Genomic DNA, 24,675 nt, shown 5'->3' on the forward strand with positions numbered 1-24,675 from the left:
GGGCGAATGCCTGTTGATTCCACTCCTTGGTCTGCCGCGATTGCGCACGTGAGCGGTCTCTCGAAGGGCGGCCCGTTGGATCGAAATCACCGGGTGACGTTGCACTTTCATCCGGACCTCCCGTCTGAACGTGGTCTGACACTGGCCTCGATCGCACGTCAAGGCACCTATGTGACCCAGCTCGAGACTCGAACGAGCAACGGCGGACTGACGGCGCATCACGGCGGCGATCGTTGGCGTTGGGAGAGTCGGATATTCGGCGGAGCTTACGACGAGCGAGAGCCCTCGGAACGGCCGAAGTACGGAGCGTTGAACTTCTCCGCCGATCCCTACGGGGCATCCCCTCGGTTCGGCTCGTCCTACTTCCGGCTTGCCGAGCACACACTCGACCGCACCACCTTCTGCTTTCCCGACAGCGTCTTCGAGCCTGATCTCTTCGGAACGGCCGAAGCGATGAGCTTGGTCGACGCCGCACGGGCTGCCGAGCTCGACGATCCGCTCGACCACTACATCGAGGCGCACGTCCACGGCGCCGTCGACATCGGAACGGACGTCGAGGCGCTCGTTCTGGATCCGAGTTACCGGGGCACACTGATCGAAGAGATCGCCCACTCGCTCACGTGCCCGGTGCTGTGGCACGAGGGATACGCGGTCGATGTCGACGAGATAGCCGAACATCCCGAATACCGGGGAGCGGCCGTGATCGACCTTGCCCGAGAAATTGCGCACGGCAGGCGGCTGACGCCTGCCGTACTGGGGCTCGCACGGGGTGCATCCTTCGATCCGCAGGACGTCAAGAAGGTTTGGCACTACATCGCTCGATTCGGCGGCAGAGCGTAGAACTGGGCATTCGCGTACAGCTGCCCGTCGACGACCGCCGGTCCCGGGACCGCACATCGGTCCGAAGGGCGCGGTGAGGAAAGAGTGATTGATACGCAACATCGAGCATGAACTCCCGAAACAACTGCATCCGAAGATAGAAGTCGACCTTGATCCTCGGTCGAAGGGATGCATGAATCGATGGGCGCTCAACTCACCACCACCAGTGTCGACACACTCTGCGCGTACTGCGGGGTCGGCTGTGGTCTTGTCCTCGACATCATCACCGATCCGGAGACGGGACGTCGGAAGGCTGCGAAGTCTTCCGGTCTGAAGACACATCCCACCAACTTCGGGCGTCTGTGCACCAAAGGCACCACGACCGCAGACATGCTCGCAGGCCCGGGGCGCATGGAATCTGCATATCGCCGTCCGCGCCGAGGTGATGCGATCGAAGCGGCGGACATGGCCGCAGTCATCACTGACACCGCCCAGCGCCTGCGGGCAATCATCGACGAGCACGGTCCCGACGCGTTTGCGTTGTACGTGTCCGGGCAGATGTCACTCGAAGCTCAGTACCTGTCGAACAAACTGGCCAAGGGCTTCATCGGGACCAATCAGATCGAATCGAATTCCCGACTGTGCATGGCAAGTGCCGGCACCGGATACAAGCAATCGCTCGGGGCCGACGGACCGCCCGGTTCCTATCAGGACTTCGAACATGCCGACGTGTTCTTCGTGACCGGCGCGAACATGGCGGACTGCCATCCGATCCTCTTCCTTCGAATGCAGGAGCGGGTCAAGGCGGGCGCGAAGTTGATCGTCGTCGATCCTCGACGCACCGCCACCGCCGACAAGGCGAACTTGTTCCTGCAGATCGCTCCCGGCACCGATCTCGCGCTACTCAACGGACTACTCCACCTGCTCGTCGTAAACGGCCACACCGATCCGGACTTCATCGCCGACTTCACCGAAGGCTGGGAGGTCATGCCCAGTTTCCTCGCGGAGTACACTCCTGCGAAGGTCAGCGAGATCACCGGTATCTCCGAAGCCGACATCCACACGGCAGCGCAGTGGATCGGTGAGGCCGCCAACTGGATGAGCTGTTGGACAATGGGTTTGAACCAGAGCACCCACGGCACGTGGAACACCAACGCCATCTGCAACCTTCACCTCGCGACCGGTGCGATCTGCAAGCCCGGCAGCGGTCCGTTCTCGTTGACCGGTCAGCCGAACGCCATGGGTGGGCGTGAAATGGGCTACATGGGGCCAGGTTTGCCAGGTCAGCGCGCCGTGATGGTCGACGCCGATCGCGACTTCGTCGAGGACCGATGGGGGATCCCGCAGGGCTCGCTGCGCACCGACATCGGCGGTGGCACCATCGACATGTTCTCCCGAATGGCGGCGGGCGACATCAAAGCGTGCTGGATCATCTGCACCAATCCCGTTGCGACGGTAGCCAACCGCAAGACCGTCATCGACGGCTTGGAGAAGGCCCACCTCGTCATCACCCAGGATGCTTTCCTGGGCACCGAGACCAACGAATACGCCGATGTTCTGCTGCCTGCTTCGCTGTGGACAGAGTCCGACGGAGTGATGATCAATTCCGAACGCAACCTGACGCTCTTTCAGCAGGCACTGGATCCGGTTGGGCAGGCGCTGCCTGATTGGCAGATCATCGCCCGGATCGCCTGCGAGATGGGGTACGCCGAAGCGTTCACCTACACCTGTGCCGAAGAGGTGTTCGAAGAGATCAAGCAGTTCTGGAATCCGAAGACCGGCTACGACTTACGCGGCGTCACCTACGAGCGCCTCCGCAAGACATCGATTCAGTGGCCATGCCCGCCAGACAGTGATCAGGACCGTCATCCCATCCGATACGTCAATGACGGTGTCAGTCAAAGGCTCCTGATCCGCGAGGACGGCAGCACTCCGCGGCTCGCATTTCCCACCGCCACTGGCCGTGCGATGTTCTTCGCACGGCCGCACATGCTTCCCGCCGAAATGCCCGACGACGACTACCCCTTCCTGCTCAACACCGGTCGTCTCGCGCACCAGTGGCACACCATGACCAAGACCGGCAAGGTGGCCAAGTTGAACAGGCTCAACCCAGGTCCCTTCGTCGAGATCCATCCCGACGACGCCGCCAGGCTCGGCATCGTCGACCAGGATGCGATCGAGGTTGCCTCACGCCGCGGTCGCGCTGTGCTTCCGGCTGTTGTCACCGACCGAGTGCGTCCGGGGAACTGCTTTGCCCCATTTCACTGGAACGACGCCTTCGGTGAATATCTGTCCATCAACGCCGTCACCAACGACGCCATCGACCCTGCCTCGCAGCAACCGGAGTTCAAAGCCTGCGCTGTCACTATGACGAAGGTCGCCGTGAACACACCTGAAACAGTGCTCGCCGAGGCGCCGCTGGTGGCTTCCGCGCCAGCTGATCGGGCTTTGTCGCGAACTGATGTCCTCGCGGATGTCATCGGTCAAACAGGAACACCTGCAGTGGTATTCGATGCGCTCCAGCAGAGCTACCTGGCCGGTCTTCTCGCCGCGTTGCGTGCGGACGCCGATCGCACTGCCGGGGTCCCGACGTTGCCGTCGACGGCGCCGTTCGACGCCGAAAAGCGGATGTGGGTCGACGGTGTACTGGCCGGCCTGTACTCGCGAACCGCGCTCCCTGACACCGACGGGCCCGCGTTGTCCTCGGCTCCGGGCATTGCGACAGAACGCGCGCCGATCGTGGTGCTCTGGGCATCGCAGACCGGAAATGCGGAAGAATTTGCCGCCGCCTGCGCTGCTCGCCTTGGGGAAGTTGGCTTGCCCGTGGTGATGCATGCAATGGACGAGTTCCAGGCCGCCGACCTGGCGGCCACCCGAGAGGTCCTGTTGATCACCAGTACCTCCGGTGACGGCGAATCCCCGGACAACGGCAGCGGTTTCTGGGATGCGTTGGCTGCTGACACGGCGCCCCGCATGGCCGAGACACGGTATGCAGTCATCGCTTTCGGCGACTCGAACTATGACGACTTCTGTGGGCATGGACGAAAGCTTGACGCCCGCCTTGCTGAACTGGGGGCCAGTCGTATCGTCGATCGCGCCGACTGTGAGCCCGATTTCGAGGACACCGCTGCTGGATGGCTGGACTCTGTCACGGCTGAACTTCAGCGCTCGGCGGCTGGTGAGACGGCCGACGTCGTCGTTGCAAAGAAGAATTCTGGGACAACCGTTGCAACCCCGCCGATTTCACCGGCGATGCCGGCGCCGCTGCAGTACAACAAGAAGGCGCCACTGACCACAGCCTTGACGCGCAATGTCGTGCTCAACCGTCCGGGTTCTTCCAAAGACGTGCGGCAGTTGGGCTTTCACCTTCCAGGTGACACGGTCAGTTACGAAGCCGGCGACGCTCTCGGAGTCTGGCCCCGAAACAGCTCTCCGTTCGTCGACGAGTGGCTCACCCTTACTGGCCTCGACGGTGACGAGACCGTCGAACTGGGGCAGTACGGGGAAATGACGCTGCGTACCGCGCTCACCGAGCGCCTGGAGATCACTCGAATCTCGACCGACATGATTCGATTCGTGCATCAACGAACCCGCGATTCGGACCTGGCCGAGTTGTTGAAGCCGGAGAATGTCTCCACGTTCAAAGACTGGTCGTGGGGACGACAGTCCGTCGACATTCTCGCGCAGTCGCCCGTTCGTGCCTCGACCGACGAATGGCTCTCGCTGCTCAAACCGATTCAGCCGCGGCTGTATTCGATATCTTCCAGTCCGAAGGAGAACCCACGCGAAGTGCAGTTGACGGTGTCCGCGGTGCGATACAACGTTGCGGGTGTCCCACGGCGTGGAGTGTGCTCGACTTACCTCGCCGACCACGCTCACGATGACGACATCGGTATCTACGTGCAGAAGTCGACCCACTTCCGGCCACCTTCCGATCCCGAGACCCCGATGATCATGGTCGGTCCGGGGACCGGCATTGCACCGTTCCGTGCCTTCCTGCATGAGCGGCGGGCATTGGGGCACACGGGCCCGAACTGGCTGTTCTTCGGAGAACAGCACGCCGCGACCGACTTCTACTACCGCGAAGAAATCGAAGAATTGCGGAAAGACGGATTCCTCACCGAACTCGACCTCGCGTTTTCCCGGGATCAAGCCGACAAGGTCTACGTGCAGGACCGGATGCGTGAGCGGGGTGCGCTGCTGTGGGAGTGGTTGCAGAAGGGAGCGCACTTCTACGTCTGCGGCGATGCCAACCGGATGGCCAAGGACGTCGACAGTGCCCTCAACGGGGTGGTCGCTCAACACGGAAAACTGGCTCCTCGCAGTGCCGAGGCATACGTGAAGGCTCTTTCGGCGGAGAAGCGCTATGTCCGGGACGTCTACTGACGTCGATCAGACAGCGCCCTTGAACCCGTGCTGACGCCAGGCCTCGTACGTCACGAGGGCGGCAGCGTTGGACAGGTTGAGGGACCGGCGTCCGGGCAGCATCGGGATACGCAGGCGCTCGGTGACGTGTTCGTCCGCCAATACTTCTTCGGACAGTCCGGTGGGTTCGGGCCCGAACAGCAGGACGTCGCCGGGTTGGTAGGCGATATCGGCATACGACGTGGTCGCGTGCGCGGTGAAGGCGAACACGCGAGCGGGGGTGACGGCTTCCCAGGCAGCGGTCAGGTTTTCGTGGACCGTGACAGTCGCCAGGTCGTGGTAGTCCAAGCCTGCGCGCTTGAGCTTCGGCTCCGACAAGTCGAACCCGAGAGGGGCGACCAGGTGGAGTTCGCAACCGGTGCCCGCGACCATGCGGATCGCGTTTCCGGTGTTGGGTGGGATGCGGGGCTCGTGGAACATCAGCTTGAACACAACCGGACTGTATCATCTCACTTTGTGTCAACCTCTGCGAATCCTAGCCGTGTCCTCGGTCGATTGCGGATCTCCCGCGCCACTGAAGAGTCAACTTCTATCGAGCGGCAACGCGAGATCATCTCCCAGTGGGCCGATACCCACGGTCACACCGTGGTTGCTTGGGCAGTGGATGAGGACGTATCGGGGTCTGTCGATGCGTTCGACACCCCGGCTCTGGGTCCGTGGTTGACGGACCCGAGCAAGATGCACGAGTGGGACATCATCGTGGCGTGGAAGCTCGACCGGCTCGGCAGGAACGCTATCCAGCTCAACAAGCTGTTCGGCTGGTGCGGTGGGCACGGTAAGACGCTGGTCTCGTGCTCCGAGTCGATAGATCTCGGAACCTGGGCAGGTCGGATGCTGGCCGGTGTCATCGCTGGTCTTGCAGAGGGGGAGCTGGAGGCTATCCGGGAGCGGACCTTGGCATCACGGGCCAAGCTCCGAGAGCGTGCCCGGTGGGCTGGAGGTAAACCCCCGTTCGGGTACACAGCTGTCAAACGGACAGACGGCCAAGGCTGGGCCTTGGAGATTGACCCCCTGGCTTCGACGCTCGTGCGTCGGATCGTCGACTCTGTGCTCGATGACCAGCCATTCACGGCAACCGCCAGAAACTTGAATGAGGAGGGTGTTCTCACCCCAGGTGACTACTACCGCACCGTGAGAGCTGGTACTCCGTCGTTGCACAAAGACGACGGAATCATCGAACCTCGGTCCAAGTGGGCACCGACCACTATCCGGCAGCTACTCCGGTCCAAGGCTCTCCGAGGACACGTTCACCACAACGGCGAGACGGTTCGTGGTGACGATGGTCAGCCGCTCCAGATGGCTGAACCGCTTGTGACGACTGACGAATGGGAACTAATCCAGGCGTACCTGGACCGGAGAGCCGAGTCTCGCAAGGGGATCAAACGATCCGAGTCCAGCCCGCTATCTGGTGTAGCGGTCTGCCTGGTGTGTGGGAACCCTCTGCACCACACCCGGCACAAAACCAAAGGTCACTACTACCGGTACTACCGTTGCGCTGAGAAGCACACGACACAGATCCCAGCCGCGTACCTGGAGGAGCTGGTAGAGGAGCATTGCCTCCGTCAGGTCGGGGACATGGAGGTCCGGGAGCGTGTCTGGGTTCCTGGTGACTCTCGGGATGCGGACCTGAAAAACGCTCAGTCGGCTCTGGATGAGTTGACCAAGGCTCTCGGGGGTATGAGGTCAGCTCAGGCTGTTCAACGGATCCACGAGCAGCTCCTGGCTGTTGACACCCGGATCATCGCTCTCGAATCGACCCCAGTTCGTGAGGCCCGGTGGGAGTACCGGGCTACCGGCGGCACGTACCTTGACGCTTGGGGAGCAGCCAACACCGATGGTCGGCGCGAACTACTCCTCAGGTCCGGTATCACTGTTGCCGTACACCTGGAGACCGGAGGGGTCCGTCGGTCGAAGTTCCACGATGGAACAGTGTCCGCTGATATCCGCATTCCCGTGGGCTTCTACGAGTCACTCGGGCTGCAGAGGCCCGAGGGCATCACCGGGACGTTCGAGGCGATGACCGAGTTCGACATCGCCGGGGTTGAGATCCAGGATCGTACGGCGGTGTTCACGTCGAAGTCCGGCGAGCGGGTCGAGTTCCCGCTGGAGTGACCGGGCACCGGGGCCGGCCAAAAAACACGGCAGGCCCCAACACCCTCGAATCCTGTAGCAGACCCCTTCTGGGACCTGAGGTCCACGCTGAGCCACTTTTTATCGTTTCTGGTACCCATAGGCAACCCGAGTTGTTCAGGCGCTGACGGCGCAATGGCTACAGATTCCGAACAGGTGGCGGTTGCCACACTCAGGGACAGTTTCCTGCCGATCGCAGGCATATACATATTGAGGGCCGAGTGAGGACCTGGGAGGCCCACATGGCGGCGGTGAACTACACCACACGTTGTGACTGGGTTCAGAAATAGACAGACATATAACAAATAGACAGACATATAACACTGAGAAGAGAAACAGGCCCGGTGAACTGAGTCACATATAGGGGTGGTTTTCGGCCTGTTGGCCTCGAGTGGAACCCATATACAGGTTGTAGGGGTTGAGGAGATCCAGACCGGCCATGAGGGCCCGGTCGAGTGAGCCCGACCCAGTGAACTACGCCACACGTAGTGCTTGAACCCGACCTCTCGGTCGCGAGTGGAAGGCATATACAAGTGAACAGAAAAGGGAGGGAGTTCCTCCCTCCTGCTATGGATCGCGTCACAAACAGGGACAGATTCTTGCAAATCTCACCCATATACGGTGGGAGAAGAAAAACGGGGGAGATGAAGAGGGGAAGTTCCTCCCCTTCTAAGAGCCGCCTGAAGCGGCTCATCTTCTAGTACCGGCCTTCAAGGGCCGGTTATCAGTATGAACCTGCAACTGCAGGTTCTTCTGCCGCGCCTGATGCGCGGCTACCAATTCTTGCTGGCCGCTCCCCGTCGGGGTGAGCGCCGCATCCGGGTGTTCCCCAGGCACCCGAGGTCGGTCGGTGTAGTTCTCTCCTCCGTCGACCGCCCTGAACTTCCCGAGGTGGACTTGTTCTCCTGACCTCGGTAGGCCGCTGGCCTGATTCACCAGCGGATAAGGGACTTAACCGTCCCGTTCTCCCCGTGGGGGGAGTTGCTCGAGAGCCCCGGCCTGCTGGTCATGCAGGCCGGGGTTTTTCTCGGCCTGCATCACATGAGTACTCACGCTGAAATAGAGGCACTATGCCCGACACCCAGTGCCCTCAGGGGCACGAGATCCGAACATCTGCCGACCGAGACGGCGGTGGTTACTGCCGCCGCTGCAGATCCGAGCGCGAGAAGCGCCAACGGATCGGCAAGTCCGCAGCTTGGACTGTTGTCCGCGCTTTCGAAAGCGCAGGCGTCCGGTTCCAGGACGACGGCGTACCCATCGAACCCGCCGAGGTAGTCCGACAACTGTCCGAGGCCTACGCAGCCGGTGCGTTCGACACGCACCCCGACTGACCGCCTACGAAATCCAACCAGCCCAAGGAGGCAACCGCCGATGGCGAACATCCCCGAGAACACACAACTGCACGCGCTGCCCGCGTACTGGCGTGAGCAGATCCGCAAGCTGCGAAGCGAGAACTTCGAGCTGAGGAAACGGCTGAAGCAACAGTCGAACCAACACATCGCCGAGCTGGAGGCTCGCCTCGATGCCTGAGACGCTCGCGATCATCCAGTGGGACCAGGCGTACAACCGCAACGGCAACGGCAAGCTGCCACGCGCCGTCCTGAATGTGATTCGTACGTACATGAACAACCGCACCCTGACCGGCTGGGTCACAGCCGAGACCCTGGCTGAGGGCACCGGGATGACGGTGCGGAACGTGCGGAAGCAGATCGCCGCCAACGTGGCGGCTGGCTGGATCGAGATTGTCGAGTCCGGCAACTCATCGAAAGCCACCGTGTACCGACTGACGTACCCAGACCCTGAACCACAGTTCACGGTTCCTGACCACGAGACCGTGTCCGAGAGTTCACGGTCTACCCCGGAACGGTGTCCCACAGTTCACGGTAACCGTGTCCCACAGTTCACCCCTACTACTCCTAGAACTTCTCCTCAAGAGAAGTTCTCTACTACTCCTAGGACGGGGAACTCTGGTTCACCCTTCGGGGAACCCGACCTCCCCGACCTGAAGAGACAGAACGAGACCGGCCATGAGAGCCGGTCTCTTGCGGTTGAGGGTTCAGAACCAACTGCAGAGAATCGGCCGGCTGATTCTGAACCTGCATCTGCTGGGGCCGCCGAGGCCCCCGAGGAGTACCGGCCTATCGGCCTGCAACCGCTGGCCCGGTCATCGAGTGTTGACCCATTCGTCAGCGAGCCTGCCTGGCGAGCTGAGGTAGTCGTGAGCGAGAAGCGAGCGGCTCGACTGCTCGAGCCTGCATCCGCATCACACCGGATCCCTGATCCGTTCCCGAGCTGACCACAACTTGACATACCCGAGGCCACGACCCACGTCGTGGCCTTTCGCATATCCAGAGGAGAGAACACATGGACGCACTGACCGAGGCAGTCGTACGAGCTGCCGAGCACCGAGGCCCGGAACGGGTCTGGAACGTCGGCCCCGAGGCCGTCGTCAGCCTGAGCCCTGGCAAGGGCCATCCGTTCGACGGCCTGACCATCACCCACTGGACGGAGGGCTAATGAGCACGCCAGAAACTAACACCCCGACTCCCAGCTCTGAGGGCAACGCTGAGGGAGTTTCTACCGATTCCGGTAACGCGGGTACCCCCGAGGTCGAGAACGGCCCTCGGAAAGACAATCGCGAAGCTCGGTACCGAACCGAGCGGAACGCTGCCCGAGGGGAGTTGGCCACCGCTGCAGCTCGCATCGAACGGATGCAGCGTGCCGAGGTCGAACGACTAGCCGCAGACGCAGGCCTCAGCCACGCGTCCGACGTGTTCACCCTCAGCGGCAACGGACCGGCTGACTACCTCGACGACGACGGCAACGTCGACCCGGCCCGCGTGGCGGCTGATGTCGCCGCCGTCCTGACCGAGCGTCCTGGTCTGCGGAAGAAGGCTCCCGTGTTCGATCCTTCCCAGGGCTTTGGCGGCCCGCCGAAACCGCAGCCTGAAGAGCCATCGCTCGCCGCGATGATCAAGGGCACCGTCGCGGATCCCTGGTCTGCACGCCAGTAATTGAACTCCCGCTCTGCACACCGTCCGTGGCGGCAGTGGAGCGACTAAGCCTCTGTGAGGCAACAAAATCCGAGTCTGTGGCTCGGTGACTTCCAACACCAATCCAGGCCTCTGGCATCGAGCCAGCTGCCTTTCTCATGTCCACAGGAGGACACATGACTGTTTTTAACTCCAACCTCGCCAACGCCTGGACCCCCGAGGACTACGGCAAGTCCATCGACCTGGTTGTGGACGCTGAGTCCATCGCGTTCCTGGTCGCAACCGTCACCAACACCGACAAGCACACAATCCGGTTCCCAATCCTGGTCGACGACGCCGCGACCGGCTGGGTTGCGGAGAAGGCAACCATCCCGCTGACCGATCCCGAGACCGGCGAACTGGTCGTGACCCCGACCAAGGTCGCTGGTCGTGTCGAACTCTCCAACGAGTCCGTCATGGACTCCGACCCCGAGGTTCTGGACGAGACGGCCAAGGGCCTCGGGCGTAGCCTGGCCAAGCGGATTGACAGTGCATTCTTCGGCGACGCGATCACCCACGGCCCGAGTGGTCTGCTGTCGCTGACTGATGCTCAGGTGGTCGACGCCGGCGCATTCACCAACCTGGACCCTTTTCACGACGCGAAGCTGGAGGCGTTCAACAACAACGCCGAACTGACGCAATTCGTGCTGGCTCCCGATGTCGCGAATACCCTCGCCAAGGTCAAGACCGCTAGCGGCTCGAACGCTGGCCTGCTCGAGACCGTGGACGACGGTGTCCGCCTGGCTGGTGTTCCGGTCTACGTCTCCCGTGCCGTCACACCGGGCAACGCCTGGGGTCTGGACAAGAAGCAGATCCGCACGGTTCGCCGACTGGGCACGACCATCGTTGCGGACGGCAGCGCGTCGTTCGAATCCGACGCGACCCAGCTTCGCGCTACGTCCCGCGTCGGCTTCGGGTTCGCTAACCCGGCTGGCATCGTGCGTCTCTACGCCGCCGCCTAGTCGTGCTCTTGCCGGAGCGGCCCATCCTCGTGATGAGGGCCGCTTCGGCGGGGCCTTGGCCGCTACAGCGCCCGAAGTGAGGAATGCGTGGTCATTCTGGCACGTCGTCAGGGATTTTTTTGGCGAGGTAACCAAAAAACAGCTGGGCACCCCCCAATCCCAGATCCTTGAGTCGCTGATAGGCATCGTCGAGACCGCTCTCGTAGTCTGACTCAAGCTGTCGCGATAGGTTATCCCTCTTCGCATTCACCAGGGAGACAAGATTGTTTAGCGTTTCATCGTCCTTCGACTGGCGGAAGCTGATGATAAACTGAGACGCTAGCGACACAAGCAGAATTGCTCCATAAATAGCGGACAGTAGAGCCGCTAAGATTGCCACGTCCCCGGTCGATGTTATTTGAGGGACGGTGGTTACAAACATCGATGCCATGGAGTAGAACAGAAACTTCACGAACGACGCAGCACCTTCAACTTTGAATTGATCGGGACTTGCAACGTAAATGGAGTAGTTGATCGCCGCGAGAAGCACGATCGATTGGAGGAAAAGCCATACATAGGTCAACGCATTCAAAACAAATATTGAAAGACTACGTCGATAGCGTTGGAGAAGTACTGCGTAGAATCCGAGGAGTTTCACCGCGAGAAGGCCCGTAGAAACACTGTTCACAAACTGTTCGAGCTGCCCTTTATCGAACCGCTCGACTTTATCACTTCGGAGTTCTGGATCCAGCATGAAGGTGTTGAGAGTAGCAGGACGCGTAACTCCGGCTATGATCATTTGCTGATATTGAAGAAATTTCGATGCCCGCACTCCGGAAATCAGCGCTTGTGAATAATGATACAAAATTGCTACAGACAGCACTATTGCACATATAACGGACAGCCAGGCGGTTGTACTCATGAGTGCCACGAATAGTACGGTTACCTCGACCGCACGAAGGAAGAATCTCATACGGAAGCGTTTAAATAAAGATGCAATGACGGTCGCGAGCGCCAGTAGTAGATTCCAGCTATGTATAGCGATCAGCAGTTTTGGCATCTTCCAGAATAAGAGCACTAACGGGAATGCGGCAGCGTAGAGCAATGCCCATACGCCGCGCTTGTGTAGAACGAGGACTGTCGCGAGCAAGAGCAGTATAACCAATGCCCGGAAATCTGCAATCTTATTCCATGGTTCACCAAGCCGGTCTGCGAGATAGCGATCGTAGTCGAAGAAGAGCAGCTTGGTCAGACCTAAGGTCCACAACAGGGACCCCAGTATATCGCCGACAATGAATACGCTACGCCATGATCGGCGCTTAGATGGAGCAGGTTTATCTGTCTCCGACTCGGTGGTAGTCGAGTCTTCGACGACGGTCGGATCAATTTTGTCCCAGATAGAAACTGTCACTTCGTCCCCCACCTTGCGCCTTTTGACTCGTCGTGCACAGCTCTGTGCCTGCTAATACTTGCGGAGCCATCCTATCCGCAGCGCACCCCAGGCCCCTGCGGTTTGCCCCAGGGGGGTTACCCCTACCCCCCAACAAAGACCGGGACGTTATGCGCCTGAGCCATCGGATGCTGTGGCATCGAGGTGAATTGTCGGCATGCCGATGCCGGACCCGCCTGTTTTTCTGCCCCTGATATTTCCCTGACCTGCATATATGGCCCTTCGAGGGCCTCTCAAACGACCACTTAAGGAGGCCTTATGGCCGACAAACCCCCCATTCCGAGGGCTCCCACGGGCCTTTTTGCCCGTGGAAGGCAGCTCTGGAGGGAGCTGCACGACGTCTACGACTTCGCAGATGCACCCGAGAAGACCGCCATCCTGGAAGAGGCGTGCCGCACCGCCGACGTGGTCAAGCGACTGCAGGCGATCGTGGACTCAGCCGACGAGATCCGCGTCCGAGGCTCCCAGGGGCAGCCGGTGTCCCTGCCCGAGCTGCAGGAGCTGCGCCAGTACCGGGCGCTGATGGTGCAACTGCTCAAGGCGCTCGGGTGTCCCGACGACGAGGACACCCTGACCCGGTCCGAGCTGGGCAAGCTCGGCGCTGCAGGTCGTTGGAAGCCGGGTGCCTGATGGGACGACCGAAACGCCACACCCGCACCCGGTCAGCCTCGAGCCCTGAGGCTTTGGCTGCCCTTCTCCCGAACGAAATCAAGTCACTCGAGGGTCTGTGTACCCCCAGTGATCACCTGGCGCTGCGGGTACACGTCGTCGACTGGCTCAGCTACGCCGTACCAGGTCAGGACCAGGTTTTGGTCTCAACCGTGATGGGCGCAGCCGGTTTGTCGGCTGCTGACTTCTACCGGCAAGCACTCGGGGCCGGCCAAAAGCAGGCAGGCGCTCCACACTACGAAAGCGAGACTTAATGACGTATGCATCAGCGGCTGACGTAACCACACTGTGGGCCAAAGAACCCGAGCCTGAGGTTATCTCGCTTATCGAGCGCCGACTCGAACAGGTCGAACGAATGATCAAGCGCCGAATCCCTGATCTGGCCGTACGGATCACGGCTGGAGACATCGACGAGGCCGACGTAGTCGACATCGAGGCCGACTCGGTTCTACGCGTCGTCCGCAACCCTGACGGGTACTTGAGCGAGACCGACGGTGGATACACCTACCAGCTTCAATCGGATCTCTCCAGTGGCAAGCTGACAATCACCGACGAGGAGTGGGAGATCCTCGGCGTCAAACCCGCCACCCGAATGACGGTCATCGTCCCCAATCTCGTTGCACCCGTGCGAGGTCCGTTGTTCGGATCGGGGGGCTAGTCGTGAGGCTTCTATGCCTCCATGCCGTCGTCACTTGATGCCGTTGAGGTAGGCGATCGCAGACCGAAGCCTGTCGGTGTCGTCTTCGAAGTGTCCGATCCCAGCGTTGCAACTGAAGCAGAGTAGGCCTCTAACCTTGCTGGAAGTGTGGCAATGATCTACGTGCAAGTACCCATATCCTCTGCCCTCTTCTTCAGCCCCGCATATCGCACAAACACCTCCCTGCTCAGCGAACATGCGGTCGTAGTCGGCTGCAGTGATTCCGTACTTCGTGAGATACCTGTTGTTGCGGTGCCATGCAGCTAGACAGGTAGTGCAGTACGACAGCCGCCTGCCGCTGGGCGATGTCATCTCTGCACGTGGCACTGATTTCATGCACCCAGGGCAAACAAGGATGGGTGCGTTTCGAGTGCAGTCCCGGCACCTTTTCGCACGGATGTCGCACGGTCCTTGGCACGTTAGGCACGTGCCCTGTCCGTCTCGATATTTACCTGGCACAGACACTTTCATCTACTTAATGCGTGAACACGTGACGATGTCACTGTGTGACTACTCGACTACTCGATGGTTGCTTGGTGGCCTCGTTGACCACCGAATCCGTCGGTCTGAACCGGAGGGAACGGCTACTCAGTAGCTGGGTGGATCTCTGGTGGAGGAATCACCTTGCCGATCCGCATCGGCTTTGCCTTGCGAGCAGGTGCAGTCCCTTTTAGTTCCCATCGCCCTCGGAGCTCCAGGTGTGGGCTTGCACGGTCAAGTACGTGCTGGAACAGGTAGCCGTCATCATCGGTGAACTCGATACGTGGGAACGGGTAGTGAGACTCCCGAATCGTAGGGGGGATCGCCAGGTACTCGACACCACGGGATTCCGAGTCGGGCACGAACGGTGCGTAGTCGGCGAACTCGGAATTGGTCGGCATGCAAATGAACTCGGTAAGGATCTCCGGTGGATCTGGCCGCATGGCAACCAGGCCGATCCACCTCACATCGTGGATCGGATGTCCGGACCGGTTGGTGAGGGTGACAGACCAGCCGGACACTCCGCCCGCGGTTTCACCTGGGATTGTGCGGACCTGGACAGCTCCGGTCCTACGCGTCACCCGTGCGCGTTCGTCGGCCACGCGGTCTTGTTGTTCAGCTTGCTGCTCTGTTCGGGTCCGCAGAAGTTGCCGCAACGTCACGTACGCCATAGACGCAGCAGCCGCAGTGCCGAGCCCACCTACCCAGGTACCGAGGGGTCCGAGCTGGATCTCCCAGTCTTCCAACCGGCCTACCGCCGCGAGGGATAGGCCGATGGAGACGAGTCCGAGGATAAGGGCGACGATGCCGATGGTCCGTGAACTGGTATTCCATAGGCGGGTCCAGGAGGTTCTCCAGAGAGTCACCGAGCAAATGTAGCCGCTGGTACCGACGCAGCAGCAGAGTGCGGAGCCCTTCGGGCACTGCACAGAACCGAGCGGAGCACCCAAGGGTGCCGGTGTCGTAAACCCCACCCCGGAACAACCCACGAACCATGCCCCGATATCGCGTCTCGGCAACACCAGTAGCCCATCCGCAGAATGCGAACAGGCTGGCGCTGACCCTCGCAGCGTCCGGCCGGAACCATCCACGAGAGCGCCCGTGCCGGTTCACGGGATTAATAACACCGGGAGTGTCTAGTTACGAGGTCGGGACACCCGGAGACGACCTGGCAGGCCAAAGGCCCGCACCGCACCCCCAGGGATTGCGCCCTGGGAGGCGGAACGGGTCGTTAGCTGGCGCGGTGGGTGCCGGACTCAAACAGGGCCACGCCCTGGCTGCGCTCCCGGATGAAATCGACAGGAGGAGCGGTCTTTCCGAGGTCGACACGCTCGGGATACGTGCTCTCAACCTCGCAGGTGACAGTGGATACAGCTATGCTGCGAGAACGGTTCATAACGGGTCTCTTCCGTTGTGTCCTAGACCCTGGTCAGGTGCGGAAACACCTGCCGGGGTCGTTTCATTAGTGGGGCCTACCTGGGGTTATCCAGTTGCGCTAAAGCTGCAATCCCACTCGTGGAACATCACTCGGAACACTCGAGGAACTGTACCGGGCGGCATATCGGTGCCCGCGTCTGCGAGAAGAGCGGTGGAGAAGTGTGGGCGAGTTGGTAACAAACCGGCCAGTCCGTGCGAACCTATTTCCGGCACTCTTCTCAGAACGGACATTTCATGAACCCTCCCGCCGGTTGGAACCCCGACCCCTTCGACCCCACGATCGACCGTTACTGGGACGGTCAGCAGTGGACCGCGCAGACACGGCCCAAGGGCGTCGACGCACCCACTCAGGCTTTCGGCACTCCCACGCAGGTCTTCGGCGCACCCGGATCGGCGGTGCCGGACACTAGCGCCGAGGAAGGCAAGACGCGGCGTAAGTGGCCGTGGATCGCCGGCGCGGCAGTCGTGGGGCTGGTTGCCATCGCCGCGGCGACGGGAGCGGGCAAGTCGGAAGAATCGACGACGCCTGCTGCGACCTCTTCGACGACAGCTGCAGCGACGACAACCAAGAGCACGGTCCCGTCGACGACGAAGACCACGACTTCGTCCCTCTTGCCGACGACGACAACGATCGTGCCGCCACCGACGACAACCACCGTGGCAATTGTGCCGCTGGTTCCGCAGGTCCCGGAGACCACGACTACGCCGTATGTTCCGCCCGCTCCTGCGTACACACCGCCGAAGACAACAGAACCGGCGTACGTTCCGCCGCCGGCCAAGGTGCCCGACGCGGGGGTGTATTACGCCAACTGTGCAGCCGTGCGAGCGGCCGGTGCTGCCCCGATCTACCGCGGCGATCCCGGCTATTCGTCCAAGCTTGATCGTGACGGTGACGGCGTGGCCTGCGAGACCTAGGCGATCGAACCGGTGTCGGTGCGGCGGGGCAGTATGGACGGCATGCTCCCCGAAGAATCCGACGATGTCGTCGGCGAAGATTATTCAGACGCGCGGCTGGCCGGGCAGAAGTGGCGTCAGCGCACTTTCACCAATTGCAATTTCCGAGATGCCGATCTCACGGGACTCACGACGGAGTCGGTGGTGTTCACGGACTGTGATTTCACCGGCACCGATCTGGGGGAGTCCGTGCACACGGGAACTGCGTTTCGCTCGTGCAATTTTGCTCGGACCAGCCTGTGGCACAGCACGTTCCGAAACTGCAGTCTGCTCGGGTCGACGTTCGACGGTTGCCGCATCCGGCCGTTGACGCTCGACGAAGTCGACTTCTCGTTGACCTCACTCGGTGGGGCGGACCTGAGGAAGATCGACTTCACCTCATGCCGATTCCGTGAAGCGAACCTGGTTCGGGCCGACATGCGGGGCGCGGTGCTGGCGTCGGCGGATCTGTCCGGTGCTCGTACGGGTGGACTCAAACTCGAAGGTGCAGATCTGCGCGGTGCGCGGATCGATCCGAGCCTGTGGACGTCCGCGTCCGTCGGAAACGCGCAGATCGAGTTGATGCAGGCGGTGGCGTACGCGTCGGCGCACGGTCTTGTCGTCGACATGAAGTAGCAGCGCCTAGCTCTCCACGCGCTCCTCGAGGCGCACCGTCACCAGCTCGCCGGTCTCCTTGCCGATGGCTTTGCGAAGATCGGCTTTGACCGGCAGCTTGTGGTTACCGTCTCCCAACGCCATGAACGAACTCTGGAACGGATGTCCGTCGATCGTCCCGCGCACCTTGACCAGGCCGCGGGTGCCGAAGAACTCGGCGGACTCCGGCCAGATCACATAAGTCCACCCGCCCTTGGCGTCGCTCTTCTGCAGGGTGGCCGTGAATTCCTTGTCCAGCAACATGATGTCGGTCCTTTCGAACTCGTCCCAGTCGATCAGCGGATGAATTCCCGTGCGAGCAGATCCATCAACAGTCCGTCCTTCCACGCACCGTGGCGATCTCGCGAATACTCGCGCATCACCCCGACGTCCTTGAAGCCCACCGATCGGTAGCACGCGATGGCGACGGAGTTGTCGACTTCCGGGTCGATGACCAGACGGTGGAATGCGAGGTCGTCGATCAGGTGGGCACACAGCACCCGTATCGATTCGCGACCGAACCCTCGGCCGTGGAAGTCGGGATCGAGGAACAAGTCGAGCCCGGCGTGGCGGAAGTCGGGGTTGTCTTCCGCTTCGTACCACTGGATGAAGCCGATCAGGTGGTCGCCGTGGAAGATGCTGTAGTGCGTGGTGCCAGCCTCCGGCGCTGCAGGCCAGTCGTCGTCGGGATTTTGCCACCAGTGCACGACGTCCGGGTGCAGGTGAATTGCTCGCAGACGGGCGTGATGATCGGGCGCGACGGGGGAGAGGAGCACCCTCGGGCCGCGTAGTTCCGGAGCCGTTGTCACTCATCGACCCTAACCTGGAACAATGGTCGCCGTGACTGCAACGATCCTCGACGGCAAAGCTACCCGCGACGAAATCTTCGAAGACCTGAAGGTGCGGGTGAGCGCTCTGAAGGCAGAGGGCATCACACCCGGCTTGGGCACCATCCTGGTGGGCGACGACCCCGGATCCGCGGCTTACGTGCGCGGCAAGCACAACGACTGCGCCAAGGTCGGTATCAATTCTTTGCGACGCGACCTGCCTGCCGACATCACGCAGGAGCAGCTCAACGCGACGATCGACGAGCTCAATGCCAATCCCGAGTGCACCGGCTACATCGTGCAGTTGCCGCTTCCCAAGCACCTTGACGAGAACGCAGCCCTCGAGCGCATCGACCCCGACAAGGACGCCGACGGCTTGCACCCGGTCAACCTCGGTCGACTGGTGTTGGGCAAGGAAGCCCCGCTGCCGTGCACCCCGCGTGGAATCCTGCATCTCCTGCGCCGCTACGAGGTCCCTATTGCAGGCGCACACGTGGTGGTAGTCGGACGAGGCGTCACAGTCGGTCGCCCGATCGGATTGCTGCTGACTCGTCGTAGCGAGAACGCGACGGTCACGCTCTGCCACACCGGTACCCGCGATCTCGCGGCCGAGGTTCGCCGCGCCGACATCATCGTCGCCGCCGCCGGCGTTCCCGGTCTCATCACCGCCGACATGGTCAAGCCTGGAGCAGCGGTTCTCGATGTCGGCGTCAGTCGCACCGACGACGGCCTGCGCGGCGACGTCGCAGCCGACGTCAGCGAGGTCGCCGGCTTCGTCTCACCCAACCCCGGTGGTGTCGGACCGCTGACCCGCGCGTTCCTGATCACCAACGTGGTCGAACGCGCCGAGCGGGTTCTGGCCGAGGCCTGAGTCCGATGTCCTCACTGGTCGGCCTCGCGAAGAAGAATCTGCCCATGCTCGCGGTCCTCGCCGTGATCGCGGCAGCGGTTGTTCTCGTGCTGGCCGACCGGTGGCGCCGCGGCGCCCTCGTCTTCGGTGTTGCCGTCATCATCGGAGCTGCCGCTCGGTGGTTCGTTCCCGAGAACCGTGTGGGGTTGCTCGCGGTGCGTGGAAGGGTCTTCGACACCGCGGCGATGGGCGTTATGGGTGTGCTGATCGCGACGCTCGCCCTGACCATCGATCCGCTCGGTACCGACTGAGAAGATCAGCCCCCGTAGAACGAGCGAATGTCGATATCACTCAAAGGGATCCACTCCGGTGAATGTGCGGATGTCGACTTCTTTCCAGCCTTGACCGGTGCACTCCGTAACGTCACCGCAAGTGCAGGTTCCTCGTCGATTCGCCCGGCGAGGGCGTAGATCGCGGCGAGATGGTGAACGCACGGCGAGCGTCTACCTGAGCAGTCGCAGCTGGCAGTGCACTCCGAAAGATCAACGGCTACTGCGATATTTCGAGCCTGCAGTTCGGTGACGATGCTGTCCGGCAGTTCGCCGGTGGAGACGGATCTGTTCGCCTTTCCAGCCGAACGGAGAAGGCTCTTCACTGCAGCGATCTCGGATTTGGTCCAGAGCGGGACACCAATCGTCACTGACGAAGTTTTTGCCTTGGTGCTCACCTCGGCGACGACGGTCCCCGACGAGACGACGGTGAACTCCACGGAACCGTTGCGTGCCAGGGTGCGAGCCGTCGGCAGGGACGGGTTCGGACCGGACGCCGCGGTCCGCTCCACCGTGCGCAGCCACGCTCGACCCCAAGCGGTGACGCCGAATTCGTTGGCCATCAGATGATCACCGCGCCGTCGAGTTCGAGAAGTTCACGCAGTTCGGTGTCGGGGAGATCGGCCAGCGCGGCCTCGACGTTCCCGGAGACAGCATCGGCCACAACTCGTTTGGACTCGTGCATCGCTGCTATGTGATCCTCCACGGTACCGCCCGTCACCAAGGTGTGGACGTTGACGGTGCGTTTCTGGCCGATGCGGTGTGCCCGGTCGGTTGCTTGATCCTCGACGGCTGGGTTCCACCACCGGTCGTAGTGCACGACATGACTTGCGCGCGTGAGGTTGAGGCCGAAGCCGGCGGCGCGCAAGCTCAGAATCAGAACCGGTGGTGAATCCGTCTCGTTCTGGAACGCGTCGACCATCGCGTCTCGTTTGTCGGTGTTCAGGCCGCCGTGGAGGAAAGGCACGGCACCGATACCCAGTTCGGCTCCCAGGTGTCGCGAGAGCATCTCGCCCATCGTCCGGTACTGCGTGAATATCAGTGCGCGATCGCCGTCGTCGACGATCTCGGCGATCATTTCCGTTGCGCGGTCGAGCTTTCCGGATCTTCCGTAGAGGTCGTCCGTATCGCCGGTGACCTGCGCCGGGTGATTGCATACCTGCTTGAGAGTGGTCAGAAGCGCAAGGATGTTGCCACGCCGGGCAATTCCCGTGCCCAATCCGGAGTCGAACGCATCGGCAACTGCCGACCGGTAGATGCGCGCCTGTTCCGACGTCAGAGTGCACGAGACCGTGGAGAACTGCTTGGGCGGAAGATCCTTGGCCACTGTGTCTTTGGTTCTGCGCAGAATGAAGGGATCGATGACCGCGGCAAGCCTGGTCGCCGCGGTGGCCGATCGACCGGATTCGATCGGTACGGCAAAGCGTTGACGAAACCGTGCGCGAGTTCCGAGGACGTCGGGATTGGCGACGCGAAAGAGCGACCACAATTCTTCGAGACGGTTCTCCACCGGCGTGCCGGTCATCGCTACCTTGACGTCCGCCGACAACTGCATTGCTGCTTTCGCGGCGAGGGAAGCGGGGTTCTTGATCTGTTGCGCCTCGTCGAAGACCACTGAACTCCAATGGACCGGGGCCAATTGGGCTGCGTCGGAACGCAAGACGCTGTAGCTGGTCAGAACCGTAGTGCCGGCGGGGATACGAGTGGGAAGTGCACGGGCGGCCCCGTGATGAACGTGCAGTGGCAGATGCGGAGCGAATCGCTCGATCTCGCGGCGCCAGTTTCCTATCACCGAGGTGGGACACACAACCAGATGCGGACCGTCGCCGGCGCGGATCGCGATCATCGAAATCGCTTGCAGTGTCTTACCCAAACCCATCTCGTCGGCCAAGATCCCACCGCCCGAACCCGACAGAGCCGTCAGCCAGGCAACTCCCTGCATTTGATACGGGCGCAGAGTCGCCTGAATCTTTGCTCGGCGAAGACTCTCGATGGCCGCGCGCGCTTCCGTGAACAACCGCACCGTGGACGCGGCGCTTCGGATCTTCGTGTCGTCGCGCTCGATAGCGGCATGCGCTGCGGTCGGAATGTCATGTGCGCCGGTGTCGATGACGCGCTTCCACGCGAGCAGCGACGATCCGAGGTCGCCGCGACCAGCATCGAGGTTGTGGAACGCGTCGATCGCGGTGGTGAGGTCGAGCAGTTGCGCTTCGACGTCGGTTGCTGTGATCGACTCGTCGACCGGGATCGCAAGCCTGCACACGCCCGGCGACCCGGTCGGCATCCCCAGTGCCGACAGCCGCGCTGCCGGGTCTGCGTCACCCCAGAACGCGAAGGACATGTGCTCGGGAATGTACGTAGCCTGCAGGCGCGTCGAGCATGGCTGATTCACGTTCGCCGATGCTAGCCGCGCCGGCTCACGTTCGCCAATGAGAATGTCGGGAAAACCCGCAGATCAGCTGTGGTTTTCCCGACATTGACGAATCCTGAAAACGTGGCTCTGTGCCGAATCAGCGAGCCGTACGCGCGAACTCCATCGTTCGGCGAAGCAGTCCGGCGACGGCGTCCGCCTCCGTCAGGAAGCCGTCGTGGCCGTCCTTGGACTTGAGAATCTCGAGGCCGCTGCACGTGGAAATTCCGTCGGCGATCTCCTCCTGCAAGCGAAGGGGATACAGCCGATCCGAGTCGACGCCGCCCACCACGACCGGTGCCGTGATCGATGCCAACGCCGCCGCAACACCGCCGCGTCCACGACCGATGTCGTGCCGGTTCATGGCCTCGGTCAGTAGGACGTACGTGCTCGGGTCGAAGCGGTCGACCAGCTTGTCTGCCTGATGTTCCAGGTAACTTTGTACGGCGTATCGTCCACCGTTCCAAGGATTTTCGTCGTTCTGAGCGGAGTTCTCGAAGCGTGCGTCCAGTTCGGACTCGGTGCGGTACGTCAGGTGCGCGATGCGACGGGCGATGCCGAGTCCGGTGCGAGGTGCCCGCCCCGTTCCGTGGTAGTCACCGCCCTGCCAATCCGGATCGGAGACGATGGCAGCGATCTGCGTCGTCTGGGTGCCGATCTGATCTGCAGTGGCCCGTGAACCGGTTGCGAGAACCAACGCGGAGCGAATGCCGTCCGGGTAGGTAACTGCCCATTCGAGGGTGCGCATGCCCCCCATGGATCCGCCGACTACCGAGGCCAACTGGTCGATCCCGAGGAGATCGACGAGCTTCTTCTCCGCCGCGATCTGATCCCGGATGGAGATCTCCGGGAACCTGCTGCCCCACGGCTTGCCGTCGTCGGCCGGCGAACTGGGACCGGTCGTGCCGCGACAACCACCGAGGACATTGGTTGCGATGACGCACCATTCGCCGGTGTCGATCGGTTCGCCGGGGCCGACCATCCCGTTCCACCAGCCGGGGGAGGGCTGATTCGCGGAGATCGGTCCGGTGACGTGTGAGTCTCCGGTCAGTGCGTGCTCGACGAGTACGACGTTGTCGCGGTTCGGGGAAAGCTCACCCCACCGCTGAACGGCGAGCGAAACCGATGGGAGCACCGCGCCGCTCTCGAGTTCCAAGGCACCGATGTCGACGAACCCCACCTGGCCGTCGGGTGGGGGCAGGAGGTCGATCCTGGGCTCCAATTCGTTCACGGTCACGAGTTTGCCACCGCTGCCAGGCCGACGGTGAGATCGGCGAGGATGTCGTCGATTCCTTCGATGCCGACCGCGAGGCGGACGAGCCCGGGTGTGACACCGGAGGCGAGCTGCTCTTCGGGGGTGAGCTGCGAGTGTGTCGTCGAGGCGGGGTGGATCACGAGTGAGCGAACGTCACCGATGTTGGCGACGTGGCTGTGCAGCGTCAGGGCGTTGACGAACGTCTTGCCCGCATCGATACCGCCGGGCAGCTCGAAGGTGACGATGGCGCCGGTTCCCTTGGGCGTCAGCTGCTTTCCACGTTCGAACCATGGCGAGGAGGGAAGTCCCGCGTAGGAAACGGAAGCCACCTCACCGTGGCCGTCGAGGAATTCGGCGACCTTCTGTGCATTGGATACGTGGCGCTCGATGCGCAGGCTCAAGGTTTCGATACCCTGCGCGATGAGGAACGCGTTGAACGGCGCCACGGCGGAACCGAGATCGCGCAGCAGTTGGACGCGGGCCTTGAGTGCGAACGCCGGCGCGCCGAGGTCCGCGAAGGTGACGCCGTGGTAGCTGGGATCAGGCGTCGTGAAGTTCGTGTGGCGACCCTGCGTCCAGTCGAAAGTGCCACCGTCGACGATGACGCCGGCGATCGCGGTGCCGTGTCCACCAAGGTATTTGGTGGCGGAGTGAACGACGATGTCGGCGCCGTGTTCGAGTGGGCGAAGCAGGTACGGCGTCGCGACTGTGTTGTCCACGATCAACGGAAGACCGTTCTCGTGGGCCAGTGACGAGATACCGGGTAGGTCGAGGATGTGGTTCTTCGGATTGGCGATCGTTTCGCCGTAGAACGCCTTCGTATTCGGGCGAATGGCTTCGCGCCACTGCTCGAGATTGTCGGGATCCTCGACGAACGTGACTTCGATACCCAGCTTGCGAAGGGTGTAGTGCAGGAGGTTGTACGTGCCGCCGTACAGGTACGGGCTGGAGACGATGTGGTCGCCGGCCTCGGCGATGTTGAGGATCGCGATGGTCTCGGCGGCCTGACCCGAGGAGAGGAGGAGTGCGGCGACTCCGCCTTCGAGGGCAGCGATGCGCTGCTCGACGGCGTCCTGTGTGGGATTCATGATCCGCGTGTAGATGTTGCCCGGCTCGGCGAGGCCGAACAGTGCAGCAGCGTGATCGGTGCTGTCGAAGACGTAGCTGGTGGTCTGGTAGATCGGCAGAGCGCGCGCATTGGTGGCGGTGTCCGCTGTTTGTCCGGCGTGCACCTGCTTGGTCTCGAACGACCAGTTCGCGGTCGGATCCGAAGTTGCTGCGGCGTCGGCTGTGTTGTCGGTCATGATTTGTTCACTCCAGTGGTCTGACGGATAGAT

At 61.9% G+C, this 24,675-nt stretch carries 26 protein-coding genes; 16 read left to right on the forward strand and 10 right to left on the reverse strand.

The genetic code is table 11. The features are described from left to right. Nucleotides 1–6 precede the first annotated feature (6 nt). A complete protein-coding gene (locus KTR60_RS09950; protein WP_228402094.1) occupies nt 7–840 on the forward strand; it encodes a DUF3626 domain-containing protein in 834 nt (277 codons plus the stop codon). A gap of 180 nt (nt 841–1,020) precedes the next feature. Beyond that, complete coding sequence (locus KTR60_RS09955) at nt 1,021–5,205, forward strand: bifunctional nitrate reductase/sulfite reductase flavoprotein subunit alpha (protein WP_228402095.1); 4,185 nt, start codon at nt 1,021–1,023, stop codon at nt 5,203–5,205. A gap of 6 nt (nt 5,206–5,211) precedes the next feature. On the opposite strand, the gene KTR60_RS09960 is transcribed toward KTR60_RS09955, so the two are convergent. Further along, nucleotides 5,212–5,676 (reverse strand): tRNA (cytidine(34)-2'-O)-methyltransferase, encoded by a 465-nt coding sequence (locus KTR60_RS09960; RefSeq protein ID WP_228402096.1) that lies wholly within the window; start codon nt 5,674–5,676, stop codon nt 5,212–5,214. Between the two features lie 24 nt (nt 5,677–5,700). On the opposite strand from KTR60_RS09960, the gene KTR60_RS09965 reads away from it, so the two are divergent. The 7 genes from KTR60_RS09965 (at nt 5,701) to KTR60_RS09995 (ending at nt 11,368) form a co-directional block, all read left to right on the forward strand. Continuing rightward, the gene (locus KTR60_RS09965) at nt 5,701–7,356 is read left to right on the forward strand and encodes a recombinase family protein (RefSeq protein ID WP_228402097.1); all 1,656 of its coding nucleotides are present in this window, start codon (nt 5,701–5,703) and stop codon (nt 7,354–7,356) included. A 747-nt stretch (nt 7,357–8,103) separates the two neighbouring features. Beyond that, nucleotides 8,104–8,283: a hypothetical protein gene (locus tag KTR60_RS09970; RefSeq protein ID WP_228402098.1), complete on the forward strand. Its 180-nt coding sequence runs from the start codon at nt 8,104–8,106 to the stop codon at nt 8,281–8,283. Between the two features lie 161 nt (nt 8,284–8,444). Beyond that, entirely contained in the window at nt 8,445–8,705 is a 261-nt protein-coding gene (locus KTR60_RS09975) for a hypothetical protein (protein ID WP_228402099.1), read from the forward strand. A gap of 40 nt (nt 8,706–8,745) precedes the next feature. Continuing rightward, the gene (locus KTR60_RS09980; RefSeq protein WP_228402100.1) at nt 8,746–8,904 is read left to right on the forward strand and encodes a hypothetical protein; all 159 of its coding nucleotides are present in this window, start codon (nt 8,746–8,748) and stop codon (nt 8,902–8,904) included. A gap of 834 nt (nt 8,905–9,738) precedes the next feature. Then, nucleotides 9,739–9,891, forward strand: a complete 153-nt coding sequence (locus tag KTR60_RS09985; protein WP_228402101.1) for a hypothetical protein — start codon at nt 9,739–9,741, stop codon at nt 9,889–9,891. Next, nucleotides 9,891–10,388: a hypothetical protein gene (locus KTR60_RS09990; RefSeq protein WP_228402102.1), complete on the forward strand. Its 498-nt coding sequence runs from the start codon at nt 9,891–9,893 to the stop codon at nt 10,386–10,388. Before KTR60_RS09985 ends, KTR60_RS09990 begins: the two co-directional genes overlap by 1 nt. A 155-nt stretch (nt 10,389–10,543) precedes the next feature. Then, entirely contained in the window at nt 10,544–11,368 is an 825-nt protein-coding gene (locus tag KTR60_RS09995; protein ID WP_228402103.1) for a phage major capsid protein, read from the forward strand. A gap of 91 nt (nt 11,369–11,459) precedes the next feature. Here KTR60_RS09995 and KTR60_RS10000 read toward each other — a convergent pair whose 3' ends face one another. Next, on the reverse strand, nt 11,460–12,770 hold the full coding sequence (locus tag KTR60_RS10000; protein WP_228402104.1) for a hypothetical protein: 1,311 nt from the start codon (nt 12,768–12,770) through the stop codon (nt 11,460–11,462). Between the two features lie 285 nt (nt 12,771–13,055). On the opposite strand from KTR60_RS10000, the gene KTR60_RS10005 reads away from it, so the two are divergent. The 3 genes from KTR60_RS10005 to KTR60_RS10015 are packed head-to-tail and all read left to right on the forward strand — an operon-like array spanning nt 13,056 to nt 14,124. Continuing rightward, nucleotides 13,056–13,427, forward strand: a complete 372-nt coding sequence (locus KTR60_RS10005; protein WP_228402105.1) for a hypothetical protein — start codon at nt 13,056–13,058, stop codon at nt 13,425–13,427. Next, the gene (locus KTR60_RS10010; protein ID WP_228402106.1) at nt 13,427–13,720 is read left to right on the forward strand and encodes a hypothetical protein; all 294 of its coding nucleotides are present in this window, start codon (nt 13,427–13,429) and stop codon (nt 13,718–13,720) included. The genes KTR60_RS10005 and KTR60_RS10010 overlap by 1 nt, the downstream gene beginning before the upstream one ends. Beyond that, nucleotides 13,720–14,124, forward strand: coding sequence for a Gp19/Gp15/Gp42 family protein (locus tag KTR60_RS10015; protein WP_228402107.1), 405 nt, complete (start codon nt 13,720–13,722; stop codon nt 14,122–14,124). The genes KTR60_RS10010 and KTR60_RS10015 overlap by 1 nt, the downstream gene beginning before the upstream one ends. A 30-nt stretch (nt 14,125–14,154) precedes the next feature. Here KTR60_RS10015 and KTR60_RS29310 read toward each other — a convergent pair whose 3' ends face one another. Both KTR60_RS29310 and KTR60_RS10020 read right to left on the reverse strand, forming a co-directional pair. After that, entirely contained in the window at nt 14,155–14,634 is a 480-nt protein-coding gene (locus tag KTR60_RS29310) for an endonuclease VII domain-containing protein (RefSeq protein ID WP_416309266.1), read from the reverse strand. A 113-nt stretch (nt 14,635–14,747) separates the two neighbouring features. Beyond that, nucleotides 14,748–15,509, reverse strand: coding sequence for a hypothetical protein (locus KTR60_RS10020; RefSeq protein WP_228402108.1), 762 nt, complete (start codon nt 15,507–15,509; stop codon nt 14,748–14,750). 805 nt (nt 15,510–16,314) lie between these two features. Here KTR60_RS10020 and KTR60_RS10025 point away from each other — a divergent pair. Together KTR60_RS10025 and KTR60_RS10030 are read left to right on the forward strand one after the other, a co-directional pair. Then, nucleotides 16,315–16,995: an excalibur calcium-binding domain-containing protein gene (locus tag KTR60_RS10025; RefSeq protein WP_007727407.1), complete on the forward strand. Its 681-nt coding sequence runs from the start codon at nt 16,315–16,317 to the stop codon at nt 16,993–16,995. A gap of 33 nt (nt 16,996–17,028) precedes the next feature. Beyond that, entirely contained in the window at nt 17,029–17,649 is a 621-nt protein-coding gene (locus tag KTR60_RS10030) for a pentapeptide repeat-containing protein (RefSeq protein ID WP_003940770.1), read from the forward strand. A 6-nt stretch (nt 17,650–17,655) separates the two neighbouring features. Here the strand turns inward: KTR60_RS10030 and KTR60_RS10035 are convergent, their stop codons facing one another. Beyond that, nucleotides 17,656–17,931 carry a DUF1905 domain-containing protein gene (locus KTR60_RS10035; protein ID WP_019747652.1) on the reverse strand — a complete coding sequence of 92 codons (276 nt, stop codon included), beginning with the start codon at nt 17,929–17,931 and terminating at the stop codon, nt 17,656–17,658. 32 nt (nt 17,932–17,963) lie between these two features. After that, a complete protein-coding gene (locus tag KTR60_RS10040; RefSeq protein ID WP_065455160.1) occupies nt 17,964–18,476 on the reverse strand; it encodes a GNAT family N-acetyltransferase in 513 nt (170 codons plus the stop codon). A 31-nt stretch (nt 18,477–18,507) separates the two neighbouring features. Here KTR60_RS10040 and KTR60_RS10045 point away from each other — a divergent pair, with 31 nt between their 5' ends. Further along, entirely contained in the window at nt 18,508–19,365 is an 858-nt protein-coding gene (locus KTR60_RS10045) for a bifunctional methylenetetrahydrofolate dehydrogenase/methenyltetrahydrofolate cyclohydrolase (protein ID WP_064112569.1), read from the forward strand. 5 nt (nt 19,366–19,370) lie between these two features. Further along, nucleotides 19,371–19,655, forward strand: a complete 285-nt coding sequence (locus tag KTR60_RS10050) for a DUF3017 domain-containing protein (RefSeq protein ID WP_003940740.1) — start codon at nt 19,371–19,373, stop codon at nt 19,653–19,655. A 5-nt stretch (nt 19,656–19,660) separates the two neighbouring features. Here the strand turns inward: KTR60_RS10050 and KTR60_RS10055 are convergent, their stop codons facing one another. The 4 genes from KTR60_RS10055 to KTR60_RS10070 all read right to left on the reverse strand — a co-directional run bounded on the left by KTR60_RS10055 (nt 19,661) and on the right by KTR60_RS10070 (nt 24,642). Continuing rightward, nucleotides 19,661–20,236 carry a hypothetical protein gene (locus KTR60_RS10055; protein WP_050654857.1) on the reverse strand — a complete coding sequence of 192 codons (576 nt, stop codon included), beginning with the start codon at nt 20,234–20,236 and terminating at the stop codon, nt 19,661–19,663. Beyond that, nucleotides 20,236–22,065 (reverse strand): DEAD/DEAH box helicase, encoded by a 1,830-nt coding sequence (locus tag KTR60_RS10060; protein ID WP_228402109.1) that lies wholly within the window; start codon nt 22,063–22,065, stop codon nt 20,236–20,238. The genes KTR60_RS10055 and KTR60_RS10060 overlap by 1 nt, the downstream gene beginning before the upstream one ends. A 118-nt stretch (nt 22,066–22,183) precedes the next feature. Continuing rightward, the gene (gene metX, locus KTR60_RS10065) at nt 22,184–23,320 is read right to left on the reverse strand and encodes a homoserine O-acetyltransferase MetX (protein ID WP_007727395.1); all 1,137 of its coding nucleotides are present in this window, start codon (nt 23,318–23,320) and stop codon (nt 22,184–22,186) included. Beyond that, a complete protein-coding gene (locus tag KTR60_RS10070) occupies nt 23,317–24,642 on the reverse strand; it encodes a bifunctional o-acetylhomoserine/o-acetylserine sulfhydrylase (protein WP_064443387.1) in 1,326 nt (441 codons plus the stop codon). The genes metX and KTR60_RS10070 overlap by 4 nt, the downstream gene beginning before the upstream one ends. Nucleotides 24,643–24,675: the final 33 nt, after the last annotated feature.

Source organism: Rhodococcus sp. C1, assembly GCF_020809065.1.
In the GTDB taxonomy this organism is placed as follows: Bacteria; Actinomycetota; Actinomycetes; order Mycobacteriales; family Mycobacteriaceae; genus Rhodococcus_F; species Rhodococcus_F qingshengii.